Below are 14,843 nucleotides of genomic sequence, written 5' to 3'. Positions count from 1 at the left end.
CTACCGCTTCACGGCAACGCACCCCCTTTAAACCGATAAAATGCCTTATTTATGGGCAGACCCTGGAGCGAGCGGCAACACGGCCGCGTCTTGAGGGCGGTCTTCCTGATCCTCGCGCTGGCCGCGGCGGTGGGCTTTGCCGCCACGAACGGCCGGGCGCTCGAGGACTACGCCCTGCTCGCCGCCAGCGTCTGGTTCTTCGGGCTCGGGGCGTTTGGCCGCCCCGGGCGCCATCTGGACCTGCTGGCCCTGAGGAGCGCGGAGGCCTTCCTGCTGTTTACCGTGTATTTGGGCAGCTACCATCTCCCCCTCGGCCTCTGGCCGTCGCTCCTCTGGGCCCCGCTCCTCTTCCCCACCGCCTACGTGATCCTTCCTCCCCAGCAGGCCAAGCGCTTCGGGTATCGCTACTTCTTCCTCCTAATGCTCACCTCGCTGGTGGGCTTCGCCCTGGGCAGCCGGACCTACGGGCTGCGACTCGGCGACGTCAGCGCCTTCGTGCAATGGAGCCTCTCCGAAGCGGGGATGTTCGCCCTCTCCACCCTGCTCTTCGCCCTCAGGGAGAAGGCCGACCGCTCCGAGGTCGCCGAGGACGAGGCCCGGACCGATCCCCTGACCCAGCTGGCCAACCGGCGCCGTTTCTTCGAGGTGCTCGCGACCGAGCTCGCCCACGGTCCCCGGAACCGCCCCGCTCCCCACCTTTTGCTCATCGATCTCGACGGCTTCAAACGCGTCAACGACCGCCACGGTCACGCGCGCGGGGACGAAGTCCTAAAGGCGCTGGCGGCGATCTTCAAAACGCACGTTCGCGAGGGAGACCTCCTGGCCCGGATCGGCGGCGACGAGTTCGCGCTTTTGCTCTTCGGCGGCTCGCTGCGCGAAGCCCTGGCGATCGCCGAACGGCTGCGTCGCGAGGTCGCCGAGGCCAGGCACAGGCTCTCAGGGGTCACCCTGAGCATCGGCCTCGGCCAGCTGCTCTCCGGCGAGACCGCGAGCGAGTTTTTGGCCCGGGTGGACGCCCGGCTCTACCAGGCCAAGGCCGCCGGGGGCAACCGGGTGGCCCTGGCCCGGGCGGGCTAAGCTGGAGGGGTGAACCCCCTGGACTTTCTCCTGGAGGACGAGCCCCGCCCCTTGGGGGAGGCGGCCCCGGCCATCCACACCAGCTCGCTCTTCGCCTTCGAGACCGTCGAGGACCTGGAAGCGGCGATGCTCAGCGGCGAGGCCCCCTACTACTCCCGGGTCGACAATCCCACGGTCCGCCAGTTCGAGGAAAAGATCGCCCGCCTCGAGCGCGCCGAGGACGCGCTGGCCTTCGCCAGCGGCATGGGGGCCCTGGCCGCAAGCCTGATGGCCTTCCTCAAACCCGGGGACCGGGTGGTCGTCGCCGGCCCCATCTACGCCGGCGGCTACCACCTGCTGCGCCGCCTCGAAGCCTGGGGGATCGAGACCCGCTGGCGCGACGCGCTGGACCTCGAGGGCGTCGAACGCGACCTCGTGGGGGCACGGCTTTTGTACCTCGAGGCCCCGACCTCCTACACCTTCGAGGTGCCTCCGGTGCTGCGGCTCGCCGAGGCCGCGCGGCGAGCCGGGGCACTCAGCCTCATCGACGCCACCTACACCGCGGGGGTGCTCGCCAACCCCCGGGAACAGGGGGTGGACCTCGTCGTGCACTCCGCCTCCAAGTTCTTCTCCGGCCATTCCGACACGATCGCCGGGGTGGTCGCCGGGGACCGGGAGCGGATCGCGGCGATCCGCCCCTGGCGCACCCTCTTGGGGGCCAAGCTCAGCCCCTACGAGGCCTGGCTCTTGCTGCGCGGCCTGCGCACCCTGCCCTTGCGGCTCGAGCGCCATGGCGAGACCGCGCGCGAGCTCGCGGCGTTCCTCGCCGAGCACCCCGCGGTGAAGGCGGTGCACTTTCCCCAGCCGGGCAAGTACCTGCGGGCACCGGGGAGCCTCTTTGCCCTCGAGCTCGCCGACGAGGGCGCGGCCCGTCGCTTCGCCAACGCCCTGAAGCGCTTCAAAAAGGGCGTCTCCTGGGGCGGGCACGAGTCCCTGGTCCTGCCCCTCGCCGCCCAGCCGCGCATCCGCGAGGCCTACGGCTTTCCCGGGGGCTTGGTCCGCCTGCACGCCGGGCTGGAATCGCCCGAAGCCCTGCGCGAGGACCTGGCCCAGGCCCTCGAGGTGATCTAAGGGCTCATTCGGAGAGCGTGCCCTCGCACCGAAACGCACCGCAAGCCCTCAGGCGCACCCGTACCCGGCAAGGCGAGAGCGGATGGGGCCCCTTGGCGAAGGCTTCATCGCCTAATCCTGAGTTAACCGGTAGACATTAAAACGATTGACCGCTAAACTGAACCTAGCCCTTCGGGGCCATGGGAGGGTTATGGACATGGAGAAGAAGCTTGAAATTAAAGACCTCTGGGTCTCGCACGACGGTCAGATGATCCTCAAGGGCGTCAACCTCAGCCTGCCGCTCGGCGAGGTGCACGCCTTGATGGGGCCGAACGGCGCCGGGAAGAGCACCCTGGGCAAGGTCATCGCCGGGGACCCCACCTACGAGGTGGAAAAGGGCGAGATCTTGCTGGACGGCGAGCCGATCACCGGGCTCGAGCCCGACGAGCGGGCGCGCAAGGGCCTCTTCTTGGCCTTCCAGTACCCGGTGGAGGTGCCCGGGGTCTCGATCGCCAACTTCCTGCGCCTGGCGCTCAAGGAGCGGCTCGGCCGCGACGTCCCGGTCACCGAGTTCTACGAGCGGGTGCAGCAGGCCCTCAAGGTCCTGGAGTGGGACGAGGAGATCCTCTCCCGCTACCTGAACGAGGGCTTTTCCGGGGGCGAGAAAAAGCGCAACGAGATCCTTCAGCTGCTGGTGCTCAAGCCCCGCTACGCGGTGCTCGACGAGACCGACTCGGGCCTGGACATCGACGCCCTCAAGATCGTCGCCCGGGGCGTCAACTCGATGCGCGGCCCGGAGTTCGGCGCGCTGGTCATCACCCACTACCAGCGCCTTTTGAACTACATCGTTCCCGACGTCGTGCACGTGATGATGGACGGCCGGGTGGTCAAGAGCGGCGGGCCCGAGCTCGCGCTGGAGCTGGAGAAGCGCGGCTACGACTGGCTGAAGGAGGAGGTGGCAGGTGCCTGAGGACCTGAAACACATCGCCGACGACTACCGCTGGGGCTTCAAGGACGAGGTCGAGCCCGAGGTCGCCCTGAAAGGGCTGACCCCGGAGACGGTGAGGAAGATCTCCGAGATGAAGGGCGAGCCGGCCTGGATGACCGAGTTCCGGCTCAAGGCCCTGGAGACCTTCTTCAAGCTCCCCATGCCCAAGTGGGGGCCGGACATCAGCGAGCTGGAGAAGAAGTTCGACGACTTCTACTACTACGTCAAGCCGCCCTCGCGGGGCCCGGTGGAGCGATGGGACGAGGTCCCCGAGGAGATCAAGAAGACCTACGAGCGCCTGGGCATCCCCGAGGCCGAGCGCAAGGTCCTCGCCGGGGTCGGGGCGCAGTACGACTCCGAGGTCGTCTACCACAACATCAAGGAGGAGCTGGAGAAGAAGGGGGTCATCTTCGTCTCCATCGAGGAGGGGCTCAAGACGCACGAGGAGCTCTTTAAGAAGTACTTCGCCAAGATCGTGCCCCCCTCGGACAACAAGTTCGCGGCTCTCAACTCCGCGGTCTGGTCCGGTGGCTCCTTCGTCTACGTGCCGCCCGGGGTCGAGGTCGAGGTGCCCCTGCAGGCCTACTTCCGGGTGAACACCGCGGGCTTCGGGCAGTTCGAGCGCACCCTGATCATCGTCGACGAGGGCGCCAAGGTGCACTACATCGAGGGCTGCACCGCGCCGCTCTACACCACCGAGGCGCTGCACACCGGGGTCATCGAGATCTACGTGCACAAGAACGCTCACTCCCGCTACACCACGATCCAGAACTGGCCGACCAACATGTACAACCTGGTCACCCAGCGGGCGATCGTCGAGGAGAACGGCTACCACATGTGGCTCGACGGCAACCTGGGCTCGAAGGTGACGATGAAGTACCCCTCCTCGATCCTCAAAGGGCGGGGGGCGCGGAGCGAAGTGCTCTCGATCGCCTTCGCCAAGACCGGCCAGCACCTGGACACCGGGGCCAAGCTGATCCACCTCGCCCCGGACACCTCCGGTCAGATCGTCTCCAAGTCGATCAGCAAGGGGGAGGGGCGCTCGAGCTACCGCGGCCTGGTCAAGGTCAACAAGACCGCCGACCGCGCCCGGGCCAACGTCGAGTGCGACGCGCTGCTCATCGACCCCGCCTCCAAGACCGACACCTACCCCTACATGGACATCGAGAACGAGACCGCGCAGATCGGCCACGAGGCCACGGTGAGCCGCCTCGCCGACGACCAGATCTTCTACCTCCAGACCCGCGGCCTCCCCGAGGACGAGGCCGCGGCCTTGATCGTGCGCGGCTTCATCGAGCCGGTCTCCAAGGAGCTGCCGCTGGAGTTCGCGGTCGAGCTCAACCGCCTGATCGAGCTGGAGATGGAGGGATCCGTCGGATGATCAAGGCCCTTCCCTACGACCCGGAAAAGCTCGCCAAGCGCCTCGGCGAGCCGGCCTGGCTGATCGAGGCCCGCAAAGGGGCGCACGCGGTCTTCGAGGCCGTCCCCTGGCCGGACAAGAAGACCGAGGAGTGGCGCTACTCCGCCGGGGTCTTGAAGCAGGTCCCCTTCGACCTGCCGCTGGGCCTGCCCAAGGAGCGCACGCTCAGCCGCGACGCGCTCCCCGCGGTGGTCCGTAAGCGCCTCGAGGACACCGACTTAAGCGCCTTCTTGGTCTTCCTGGGGGCAGACCTGGTCTACGCCGAGGTCCCCGAGGCGCTACGCCAAAAGGGCCTGGTCCTGACCAGCCTGCACGAGGCCCTTGCGACCTACCCCCACCTCGTCGAGGCCAACCTCTACAAGGCCATCCCCGCGCGGCAAAAAGGCGACGCCAACGACAAGCTCCCGGCGCTGAACGCCGCGCTTTGGACCCACGGGGCCTTCCTCTACGCCCCGGCGGGGGTCGAGCTCGAGGCCCCGGTCGGCGTCTTCTTCGTCGCCGAGCCCGACGAGCTGGCGCTCAGCCGCACCCTGATCCTCCTCGACGATCACGCCCGCCTGGCCTACGTCGAGGAGCACCTCACCGAGACCGACCACGAGGCGGTCCACGTGGGGATGACCGAGCTCTTCCTGCGCCCGGGGGCGGGGCTGATCCACGCCAACGTGCAGACCCGGGGGAAGGCGGCGAGCCACGTCTACCGCCAGCGTGCGGTGCTGGAAAAGGACGCCAGCCTCAAGGACCTGATGGTCAACCTCGGCGCCCGCTTCGCCCGCGCCGAGGTGGGCTCGGAGCTGATCGGCGCGGGGGCGGACTCGGAGATGCTCGGGGTCTACTTCGCCACCGAGACCCAGCACCACGACCACTACACCCTCCAGCACCACGTCGCCCCCCACGCCCGCAGCGACGTCTACTACAAGGGCGCGGCCAAGGACCAGGGCCGGGTCGTCTACCAGGGCCTGATCAAGCTCGAGCCCGGCGCCCAGAAGACCGACGCCTACCAGACCAACCGCAACCTCCTGCTCTCCCGCACCGCCCGGGCCAACAGCGTCCCGCAGCTGGAGATCGCGGCCAACGACGTGCGCTGCTCCCACGGCTCCTCGATCGCGCCGGTCGACGAACAGCAGATCTTCTACTTGGAAACCCGGGGAATCTCCCGCCAGAGCGCGGAGAACCTCCTCGTCGCGGCCTTCCTCGAGGACGTCCTGGGGCGTATCCCCTTGCGCCCCCTGGCCAAGCACCTGGCCCGGGTCATCGAGGAAAAGATCCGCATCTAACGCCCTTCGCGTTCGGCGGGCCGGGGCCTCCCGGCCCGCCCGACGTTTTTTAGGGAGTAAAGCGCCAACAGCGCAAGCCCGGCGCTTCCCAGCAAGAGCGCCTCTGGGCCGAGCCGGGGCATCAGCCAGCCGAACGCCCCCGCCCCGAAGAGCTGGCCCAGGTTGCCCGCCGCCCAGCCCAGGGAGAACGCCCGCCCCAGCAGCCCCGCGGGCAGCACCTGCTGAAACAGGGTGTTGAGCCCGAGGGTGAAGTTCGCGATCGCCACCCCCTTCAAAAACGCCCCCGGCAGCAGGCGCCCAAGGCCCAAGAGCGCGTTGCTCAACGCGTGCAAAAGGACCCCCAGCGCGGCCACGGATGCCGGCCGAAACGGGCCCCGCATCCGCCACAGCGAGGTCAGGAGCCAGCCCGCCCCGAGCGCGGAGAGCAAAACGCCGTAGGCCTGGCCGCCGCCGCTCAAGACCGGCAGCGCGGCGTGGACCACCCCGCTCCCGATCGCCACCCAAAAGACCGCCAGGCTCCCCCAGACCACCGGCGGCTGCACGGCGGCCTGCCGCCAGCCCGCCTCCTTCGCCGGGGCCCGCCCGGTGGACAGCCCCAGCGAAAAGCACAGCGCCGCAGCCGAGGCCAGGGCGGCGATCCAAAGGGGGGCAAAGGGCCCCCAGGCCTCGGCGATCGCCCCCGCCAGCGCGGGGGCCAGGGCGAAGAGCACCCCCGAGCCCGCGGACCAGACCGCGTTGGCCCGGGCCACCCGCGCCCCGGGGACGAGGAGCGGGATCGCCGCGGGCACCAGGGCATAGAGCAACTCGTCGGCGACCGCAAACGCCGCCCCCACGAAGACCCCCAGCACAAGCTCGGGGACGGCCACCAGCGCGAGCAACCACAGCAAGGGCAACAACGGCAAAAGCGCCACCGCCCGGCCCCGGTCGGTGCGGTCCAGCCAGGGACCGAGCAGGAAGACCGCGGGGAGCTGCACGCCGTTATAGAGCACGAAATAGGCGCTGACCCAGCCTGCCCCGCCCCGGGCCTCGAGCCAGGAGACGACGCCGAGGAAGCCGAACCAGGACCCGAGCTCGTACAGCCAGGCGACGAGGAAGAGGCGCCAGGGCATCCCCGCCCGAGGCTACCGCGCCTGGGCTGCCTTGAACCCCTTTAGGTTGTCAAGTGTAAACTACGGGAGCCTATGACGCTCCGCTACCTCTTTCTGGACATGAACGCCTACTTCGCCTCGGTCGAGCAACAGGACCGCCCCGAGCTCCGGGGAACGCCGGTCTGCGTGGTCCCGGTCGAGGCCGAGACCACGGTCTGCATCGCCGCCAGCTACGAAGCGCGCAGGTGCGGGGTCAAGACCGGCACCCCGGTGTTCGAGGCCCGGGCCCGCTGCCCCGGCCTACGGGTGATCCAGGCCCGGCCCCGGCGCTACGTCGAGGTGCACCACGCGATCCTTCGCGCCGTCGAACGCGTGCTGCCCGTCGAGGCGGTGCGCTCGGTCGACGAGATGCGCTTTCGCCTGCTCAAGAACGAGGCCCCCCACGCCCGCGCGCTGGCCCTGGCCCTCAAGGAGGCCATCCGCCGCGAGGTGGGCGCGCACCTTTACGCCTCGGTCGGGGGCGGGCCCAACCGCTTTCTGGCCAAGGTCGCCACCGAGCTCGAAAAGCCCAACGGCCTGGTGCTGATCGAGCAAAGGGACCTCCCCGAGGTCCTCTGGACGCTCGAGCTCACCGACCTCTACGGCATCGGCCGCCGTATGGCGCGCCGCCTGAACCGCCTCGGCATCTTCACCGTCCGCCAGCTCACCGAGGCCCCCCTCCCCCTCCTGCGCAAGGCCTGGGGCGGCGTCCTCGGCGAGCGCATGTACTGGAACCTGCGCGGCGAGGACCTGCCCGAGGTCCCCACCCGCCGCCGCTCCTTCGCCCACTCCCACGTCCTCGCCCCCGAGTTCCGCCCGCCCCCAACGGCCCGCATGGTGGCGGTGCGCCTTCTGGTCAAGGCCGCCGCCCGCATGCGCAAGGCGGGGTACGCGGCGGGGTCGCTGGGCCTCCACCTGCGCTTTTTGGAGGGCGCGGATCACGCCGCCTTCCTCCACCTCACCCCCACCCAGGCCACCCGCACCCTGATCCAGGCCCTCGACCGGCTCTGGCCCGAAGACGCGCGGCGCCCGGTGCTCAAGGTGGCGGTGGTCCTGGGCGACCTCTCCCTGAGCCCGGGCCTCTCCCTCTTCCCCGAGGAACGCAAGAACCAGCGCTTGAGCGACGCCCTGGACCGCATCAACGCCCGTTTCGGCCCGGACGCCGTCCGCCCCGCCACCCTCGACCTCGTCGGCGACGCCGGCGAGTACCGCATCGCCTTCGACAAGCTGCCAGACTTCGCGGTGTGACGAGGCCGAATAACCCCGCGCTCGCCAAAATCCACGCTAGCCTGGGAGAAACATGATCCATTACCTCGAAGCCCGATGGACCCCCAAAGCGCCCGGCACCCTGCCGTTCGCCTACCGCGAAGCGCTGCAAGGCTTGATCTACCACCTCCTCCCCGAGGACCTGAGCACCTGGCTGCACGACGAGGGTCTGACCACCCCGCAGGGGCGCTGGAAACCCTTCGTCTTCTCCCGCCTCACCGGCCGGCTCACCCCGGACACCGCCACCAAGACCTTCCGGGTCACCGGTCCAGTGCGCTTTAAGTTCGCCTCGCCGCTGCCCGAGGTCGTCGAGGCCCTGAGCATGGCCCTGATGCGGATCTACGCGCTGCGGCTCGGCGGCATGACCCTGTTCCAGGACGAGCTGATGGCCACCGAGGTCGTCCCGCCATCCGGGCCGGTGACCCTCGTCGCCCGCTCCCCGGTCACCGTGTTCCGCAAGGAGAACGGACGCCGGCGCTACTTCCGCCCGGAAGAGCCCGCGTTCGCCGAGCTCCTGGTCCGAAATATCCGCACCAAGGCCGCGGCCCTGGGTAAAACCGCCGAGGAGGTGCGGGTGACCCCCATCGAGATCACGCCCCGGCACAAGAAGATCGAGCGCTTTCGCAAGCTCGTCGTCGAGGGCTGGATGGGGCGCTACCGCCTCGAGGCCAGCCCCGAGGCCACCTGGGTGGTGTTGACCTCGGGGCTCGGGGCCCTCGGGAGCCAGGGGTTCGGGTTCGTGGAGGCCGAACGTGGTTAGGGAGCTCATCCAGATCGGGAACGCCGTGCTCGAGGGCGACGCCGGGGAGGTGCTCGAGGCCCTGGTCGCCCCCGTCGAAAAAGTCGGCAGGCCCCCAAGGGGGCAGCCACGGCTTCTGGCCATCCTGGACCTTCGGTCCGACCCACCCGCGCTCGAGGTTCGCACCGAAGTCCTCGACGAGGAACGCGCCCGGCGCTACCTTTGGCTGGGCAACCCCCGGGCCAACGACCCCAAGGTGCGGCTGACCACCAACCGCCTCGACTACCTCCTGGGCCAGACCTTCTACGCGCTCACCCAGGACGCGAACACGCCCCCAGAGCTCCGCGAGCGCTTGGATGACGTCTTCCCCGACCTCTTCGACACCGACCCCGAGGCCAGGGGAGGCGACCGCAAGTACGCCCATCTCCTCGATGCGCGGCGCCTTGGCCTCGTTGACGATGCGACCTGGAGCGAACTGCGCACCCTTTCGCCCAAGGAGCGGGCAGGAACGCTAGCTTCCCTGCTCCTCGAACGCCTCGACCTTCCCAAGCGGGGCGTGCTCTTTAGCCTCGCCATCAACGGGACCCCCTTGGCCCTGCTTCCGGCCTACCGCCAGTACATGCTGCAAACCATCGTCGGAGAAGCGTTTGAGGAAGCCCGGCAGGGACGCTGCCACGGCTGCGGCGAGGCCGCCCGGGTGACGGGGAACTTCAAGCACTTCCAGCTCAAGTTCTTCATCAACGACAAGGTGAACTTCGCCTACGCGCTGGACCCCGCCAACTGGCCCAAAAACTACGGGCTTTGCCGAGCCTGCTACACTGCCGCGCTGGCCGGAGAACGCTACGTGACGCGCCACCTGGAAACGCGCGTGCTGCAGACCGCCACCTTGATCGTGCCCACCCTGGGACCCAAACCCTACACGCGGGATGAGCTAGACGCCTTGAGCGAGGCGTTGACGAACGCCACCAACGGCCTCGAGCGCATCGAACGCCTGCCCGAGCTGCTCGGGCGCCTCGCAGAGATTAGCGACCTACCTCAAATCACATTGCTCTTCATCGAACGCGCCAACTCGGCCACGAAGATCAAGGAGACCGTGCCCGAGGTCGAGCCCAGCTGGATCCTGTCGCTCCTGCAAGCCTTCGGCGAAGCCAACCGGACGATGGAGCAAGGGTTCGGCCCCCCACCCTGGAACGACCACGGCAAGTGGCTTGCCGGCATGATCGCCCTGCTCTACCTCCTTCCGCTCCACGCCAGAAGGGATGGGCCGGAGGTCGGCCCGGCGCTCACCGCGCTGAAGGCGCTGCTCTTGCAAGAGCCGCAGCTCGAACGCGACTGGGTGCGCCGGTTCCTTGCCGTGCTTCGCTTCGTCTACCGGAACAACCCTAGCCTTTACGTCAGCAAAGGCTGTCCCGACGACTGCCCCGACGTCGAGACGGTCCTCCTGCAAATGGCGGCTTGGCTGATCTTTCTGCGCAAGACGGGGCTCTTGGAGGAGGTTGGTATGGACACGGCAACGGAGACCGGCATCCCAAGCGAACCGCTGCGCGCGTTGGGCCTGGAGGACGAAAAGGCCGCGTTGTACCTGCTGGGCGTCCTCTTGGCCCGGGTTGCCAGCGAGCAGTACAAACGCGGGAAGAGCAAACCCATCCTGGAGAAGGTGGGCTACCAGGGCATGCCGCTCGAAAAGGTCAAGCGGTTCGCGGTCGAGCTCTTCGAAAAACTCGGGGAGTACCGCCGCCTGGACGCGGACAGCGAAGCCCTCTTCGCAACCGCCATGGAGTTGCTGGCCCGCCATGAACCCAGATGGCGCCTGTCCGACGAAGAAAACGCCTTTTTCATCCTGCTCGGCTACGGCATGGAAACCCGCCGCATCCTGAACCTGGGCGCGGCACGAAGGAAAGGAGAGGACGCATGAAGCGCTTGGACGGAGAGATTCTGTTCCTTTACGACGCCAAGATGGCGAATCCGAACGGCGACCCGGACGAAGAGAACAAACCACGGATGGACCACGCGACGGGCCGGGCCCTCGTCTCCGACGTCCGCCTGAAACGCTACCTTCGGGATTACTGGCTGGACAATGGGCAAGATGTCTGGGTGCGCACGCTCGACGGCGACACGGTCAGCGCCGATCAACGCTTGAAGGCCTTGGCCGAGGCGTACAAGGAGGCCACCGGCGAAGCCATCGACATCAGGAAGAGCGTGCCCCAAACCTTCGTCGCCTGGCTCCTCGACAAGCTGATCGACGTGCGCCTCTTTGGGGCGACCATGCCCATCAAAGGCGAAGGCGCCGGCCAGGGTGGCGGCCTCACCTTTACCGGTCCGGTCCAGTTCGCCTGGGGCTACACCCTTCACCCGGCGGAGATCGTCGAGTCGGCAACGATCTCCTCGACCTTCGCCGGACGGGAGAACGAGTTCGGCACGTTCGGCAAGGACTGGCGCCTTCACTACGGCTTGATCGCCTTCATGGGCAGGGTTTCGGCGGCACGCGCGAAGGCCACCGCGCTAAGGGAAGCCGACCTCGATGCGCTCGAAGACGCCCTGCTCCGCGCGATCCCCGCCCAAGCCACGACGCGCAGCAAGTTCGGGCAGACGCCCCGTCTGTACCTGCACGTGCGCTACCGCGAAGGCCGGTATCCCTTCCCGCCGGTCGGCGACTTCCGTGACCTCGTGCGGTTCCTTCCCAAAGAAGGCCTCTCCCCCCGCAAGGTGCGCTCCGTCGAGGACTACACGCTGGACCTGACCCCACTCGCCGAGGCGCTGGTGGAACGCCAGCACGACATCGAAGAGGTTCGGCTTTGGGTCCACCCGGACCTCAAGGCGGCCGGACTGGAGGCGTTGCCCGCGGTGCAGCAGGTGGGGTGATGCGCGCCCTTCGCTTCGTGATCTCTGGAAAGCTCGCGCATTTCCGGCGCTTTTACACCAACTCCTCCTCGCTGTCCTACCCCATCCCCCCGCCGCCCACCCTGAGGGGCATCCTGGGCGCCGCCATGGGCCTGGGTCCGGAGTACGCCGTCCGCTTCGAAGCCTGGCGCTTCTCGGTGCGTCCCCTGTCGCCCTGGCGCTACCTCATGCAAACCGTGAACCATCTGATGATCAAACAAGGCGCGCCGGCGAAAAACCTCGCCGGGGGCGAGCACACCCAGGTCCCCCTTCAGCTCATCGTGCCGCGGACACCGGAGGAGCGGGTGCGCTACGAGGTGATCGCGGTCGGAGAAGACCCTGAAGCCCTGATTCAGGCCCTCGCCCGGCCACGCTTTCCCCTCTCATTGGGTTCGGCCTTCGCGCTGGCCTTCGTCGAAGAAGCGGGGTGGGTCGAGGGCGAGGTCCAGGAGGGGGCGTCTGGTCCCCTCCTGGGGGCCTTCGACATCGCCAAGGTACGGCGCTTCGAGGGCGGCGGGCGGATCCTCCACGACCGCTACCCCCTGCGCCTTGACGCCCAGAGGAACCTGCTCGACATCGCCAATCTGGGCATCGAGGCCACCGGCCGCGCCGTTGGCCTCGACTACGCCGGCCCGGTCTTCGCAGCCAGAACGCGACGCTGGGCCCTGGAAGGCTGACGCGTGCTCTGCTCCAGGCCCGGCGAACCCCTGATCGAGCACCTGCGGGGCGTGGCAGCACTGGCCGCGAGCTGGGCACCGGACGACCTGCGCCAGGAGGCCGAACTGGCTGGGCTGGTCCACGACCTCTACAAGGCCACCCCCTGGTTCCAGGCCTACCTCTTCGCGGACGAAACCGAGCGACGCGCGCTCAAAAGGACCCACGGCAGAAGGCTGCACCACGCCTTCGCGGGCGCCCTCTTCGGCGCCTGGGTGGCCCACCAACGAGGGCTCGACGCCCCGGCCGTCTTCCTTGCCGTCGCCAGGCATCACGGGCACCTCGCAACGCCCACCGCGCTGCTCCCGGACCGCTACGACCCCGAGGTCCTCAAGTCCGGCGCATCCCCCTACGCGGTGGTCGCCGAGCAGACCCGCGCGCTGGCCCAAAGCGAAGCAGCGGTCGCGCTCATCGAGGAGCTGGGTTTGGCGAAGGCCTTTCGTTCCTACCAGGCCGGGGACCTCGAGGCCTTCGCACAACGGATGCGCCGCAGCTTCCGGCGTCACGGCGACTACTGGCGCACCACCCGGCTCTTTTCCCTGCTCATCGACGCCGACAAGCGTCTCGCCGCCGGGGTGCGTGCCGCTCCACGTCTGCCCCTCCCCAGCCACGCCGCCGAGCAGCGGGTCAGGGCGCTGCGCGACACCAGCAACCTCGCGCCCTTTCGGGCACGGCTCTTTGCCCACGTGGACGCGCACGTCGAGACCGCGCCGCTCGGCGACCTCTTCCCCGCGGCCCTCACCCTCACCGCGCCCACGGGGTCCGGCAAGACCCTGACGCTGTTCAACTTCGCGCTCAAGCTTCGCGAACGCCTAAGAAAGGAACGCGGCCAGGAACCACGCATCATCTACGCGCTGCCCTTCATCAACCTCATCGAGCAAAACCGCGAGGTCTTCGCCAAGGCCCTCTCGGAGGCGGGGGGCGACCCAAAGCGGCTCCTGCTCGCCCATCACCACCTCAGCGAACTGGGCCCGGAGGACGAACTCGCCCCCCTCGAGGACACCCTTTTGCTCGCGGAAGCCTGGGAGGCCGAGGTCGTGGTCACGACCTTCGTCCAGATCGCGGAGACGCTCTACGGCCACCGCAACCGCATGCTCAAAAAGCTCCATCGCTTGACCGGTGGAAGCATCCTCCTCCTCGACGAGGTCCAGGCCTTCCCCGTCGAACACTGGCCGCTGCTGCGAGCGCTTTTGGAAGAATACATCGCGCTCGGCAACACGGTGGTCCTGGCCACCGCCACCCAGCCAGCCCTCCTTCCGAAGGCGCGCGAGCTCGCGCCGAGCCTCGCGGGATACCCGGTTCGCGTGCGGATCGAAGCCGCGCCAGGCCCTCCCCAAACCCCTCCCGAGGCCCCCCGCCTGATCGTGGTCAACACGATCACCCGTTCCCTTCAGCTTTACCGCGAGCAGAAGGCCCTGGGCTGGCCGGCCTTTTACCTCTCCACCAACCTCACCCCAAGGGATCGCGAGGCCACCCTCGACAAGGTCAAAGGCGCACTGAAGGCGGGTGCTCCCTTCACCCTGGTCGCCACCTCCATCGTCGAGGCCGGTCTGGATCTGGACTTTTACGAGGCTTGGCGCGACCTGGGGCCGGCCGAAGCCGTGGTCCAGGTAGCGGGACGGGTGAACCGATCGGCGCAGCGCCCCGTAGGCACCCTTCATCTCATGCCCGACGAAGGCACGCTCGGTCGGGTCTACGGCCGGGTGCTCTCGGACGTCGCCAGGAAGTTCTTTGAACAGGAGCTCCCCGCCACGGATCTCGAGCTCAACGCGGCCCTCGGCGCGTACTTCGACGACATCGCGCGCAGGCTTACCAGCGATCTCGCACGGGGCTTCGTCGAGGCCAAGCAACGGCTGCGTTTCTGCCGGCGAGGCTATCCGGAAGGGTGCGGCGCCTGCGCCCCGGGTCAACCGGACGCCTGCGACGTTTGCTGCTTCTCCCTGATTCAGGAACGCCTGGTGCGCGTGCCCATCTTCGTCGAACAAGACGAACTCGCCTCCGAGGTGCTCGATCGGCTCCACGCCATCCTCGAGCTCGAGGACCCCCACCGACGACGCACCGAGCTGCGCGCCCTCCGCCCCCACCTCAACCGCTACACGATCAACCCCATCGCGCACGTCGCCGCCAAGAACCTGCCCTCCTCGACCCTCTTCGGCCGGGAGGATTACCTTCTCATCCCCCGGGACGAGCTGGACGCCTTTTACGACCAGGAAACGGGGTTCAAATGGGAGATCGGCTTCGAGGACCAGTTCCTTTAGGCGGCACCCTC

At 68.2% G+C, this 14,843-nt stretch carries 12 protein-coding genes; 11 read left to right on the top strand and 1 reads right to left on the bottom strand.

Going from position 1 to position 14,843, the window contains the following annotated elements:
- Positions 1-51: 51 nt before the first annotated feature.
- The 5 genes from ACZ48Y_RS09650 (at position 52) to sufD (ending at position 5,848) form a co-directional block, all read left to right on the top strand.
- On the top strand, positions 52-1,077 hold the full coding sequence (locus ACZ48Y_RS09650; protein WP_464740777.1) for a GGDEF domain-containing protein: 1,026 nt from the start codon (positions 52-54) through the stop codon (positions 1,075-1,077).
- Between the two features lie 9 nt (positions 1,078-1,086).
- Positions 1,087-2,187 (top strand): trans-sulfuration enzyme family protein, encoded by a 1,101-nt coding sequence (locus tag ACZ48Y_RS09645; protein ID WP_464740775.1) that lies wholly within the window; start codon positions 1,087-1,089, stop codon positions 2,185-2,187.
- Between the two features lie 196 nt (positions 2,188-2,383).
- Positions 2,384-3,136 carry a Fe-S cluster assembly ATPase SufC gene (gene sufC / locus ACZ48Y_RS09640; RefSeq protein WP_464740773.1) on the top strand — a complete coding sequence of 251 codons (753 nt, stop codon included), beginning with the start codon at positions 2,384-2,386 and terminating at the stop codon, positions 3,134-3,136.
- Positions 3,129-4,535 (top strand): Fe-S cluster assembly protein SufB, encoded by a 1,407-nt coding sequence (gene sufB / locus ACZ48Y_RS09635; RefSeq protein WP_464740771.1) that lies wholly within the window; start codon positions 3,129-3,131, stop codon positions 4,533-4,535. Before sufC ends, sufB begins: the two co-directional genes overlap by 8 nt.
- A complete protein-coding gene (gene sufD / locus ACZ48Y_RS09630) occupies positions 4,532-5,848 on the top strand; it encodes a Fe-S cluster assembly protein SufD (protein ID WP_464740769.1) in 1,317 nt (438 codons plus the stop codon). Before sufB ends, sufD begins: the two co-directional genes overlap by 4 nt.
- On the opposite strand, the gene ACZ48Y_RS09625 is transcribed toward sufD, so the two are convergent.
- Positions 5,845-6,957: an MFS transporter gene (locus tag ACZ48Y_RS09625; protein WP_464740767.1), complete on the bottom strand. Its 1,113-nt coding sequence runs from the start codon at positions 6,955-6,957 to the stop codon at positions 5,845-5,847. The two genes, sufD and ACZ48Y_RS09625, sit on opposite strands and share 4 nt — an antisense overlap.
- Positions 6,958-7,029: 72 nt before the next feature.
- Here ACZ48Y_RS09625 and ACZ48Y_RS09620 point away from each other — a divergent pair, with 72 nt between their 5' ends.
- Genes ACZ48Y_RS09620 through ACZ48Y_RS09595 form a run of 6 tightly spaced genes read left to right on the top strand, consistent with a single transcriptional unit; the run spans position 7,030 to position 14,832 of the window.
- The gene (locus tag ACZ48Y_RS09620) at positions 7,030-8,223 is read left to right on the top strand and encodes a DNA polymerase Y family protein (protein WP_464740765.1); all 1,194 of its coding nucleotides are present in this window, start codon (positions 7,030-7,032) and stop codon (positions 8,221-8,223) included.
- 52 nt (positions 8,224-8,275) lie between these two features.
- Positions 8,276-9,001 (top strand): CRISPR-associated endoribonuclease Cas6, encoded by a 726-nt coding sequence (cas6, locus tag ACZ48Y_RS09615; RefSeq protein ID WP_464740763.1) that lies wholly within the window; start codon positions 8,276-8,278, stop codon positions 8,999-9,001.
- A complete protein-coding gene (locus ACZ48Y_RS09610; RefSeq protein WP_464740761.1) occupies positions 8,994-10,895 on the top strand; it encodes a TM1802 family CRISPR-associated protein in 1,902 nt (633 codons plus the stop codon). Before cas6 ends, ACZ48Y_RS09610 begins: the two co-directional genes overlap by 8 nt.
- Positions 10,892-11,842, top strand: a complete 951-nt coding sequence (gene cas7b / locus ACZ48Y_RS09605) for a type I-B CRISPR-associated protein Cas7/Csh2 (RefSeq protein ID WP_464740759.1) — start codon at positions 10,892-10,894, stop codon at positions 11,840-11,842. Before ACZ48Y_RS09610 ends, cas7b begins: the two co-directional genes overlap by 4 nt.
- Positions 11,842-12,537: a CRISPR-associated protein Cas5 gene (gene cas5, locus ACZ48Y_RS09600; protein ID WP_464740757.1), complete on the top strand. Its 696-nt coding sequence runs from the start codon at positions 11,842-11,844 to the stop codon at positions 12,535-12,537. Before cas7b ends, cas5 begins: the two co-directional genes overlap by 1 nt.
- 3 nt (positions 12,538-12,540) lie before the next feature.
- On the top strand, positions 12,541-14,832 hold the full coding sequence (locus tag ACZ48Y_RS09595; RefSeq protein ID WP_464740755.1) for a CRISPR-associated endonuclease Cas3'': 2,292 nt from the start codon (positions 12,541-12,543) through the stop codon (positions 14,830-14,832).
- Positions 14,833-14,843 lie beyond the last annotated feature (11 nt).

Source organism: Rhabdothermus arcticus, assembly GCF_055382915.1.
This window is presented reverse-complemented; position numbering and strand designations above follow the sequence as displayed.

Coding starts and splice junctions, on each gene's coding strand:
- ACZ48Y_RS09650 (WP_464740777.1), top strand. CDS start 52: ATGGGCAGACCCTGGAGCGAGCGGCAACACGGCCGCGTCTTGAGGGCG.
- sufC (WP_464740773.1), top strand. CDS start 2,384: ATGGAGAAGAAGCTTGAAATTAAAGACCTCTGGGTCTCGCACGACGGT.
- sufD (WP_464740769.1), top strand. CDS start 4,532: ATGATCAAGGCCCTTCCCTACGACCCGGAAAAGCTCGCCAAGCGCCTC.
- ACZ48Y_RS09625 (WP_464740767.1), bottom strand. CDS start 6,957: ATGCCCTGGCGCCTCTTCCTCGTCGCCTGGCTGTACGAGCTCGGGTCC.
- ACZ48Y_RS09620 (WP_464740765.1), top strand. CDS start 7,030: ATGACGCTCCGCTACCTCTTTCTGGACATGAACGCCTACTTCGCCTCG.
- cas6 (WP_464740763.1), top strand. CDS start 8,276: ATGATCCATTACCTCGAAGCCCGATGGACCCCCAAAGCGCCCGGCACC.
- cas7b (WP_464740759.1), top strand. CDS start 10,892: ATGAAGCGCTTGGACGGAGAGATTCTGTTCCTTTACGACGCCAAGATG.
- cas5 (WP_464740757.1), top strand. CDS start 11,842: ATGCGCGCCCTTCGCTTCGTGATCTCTGGAAAGCTCGCGCATTTCCGG.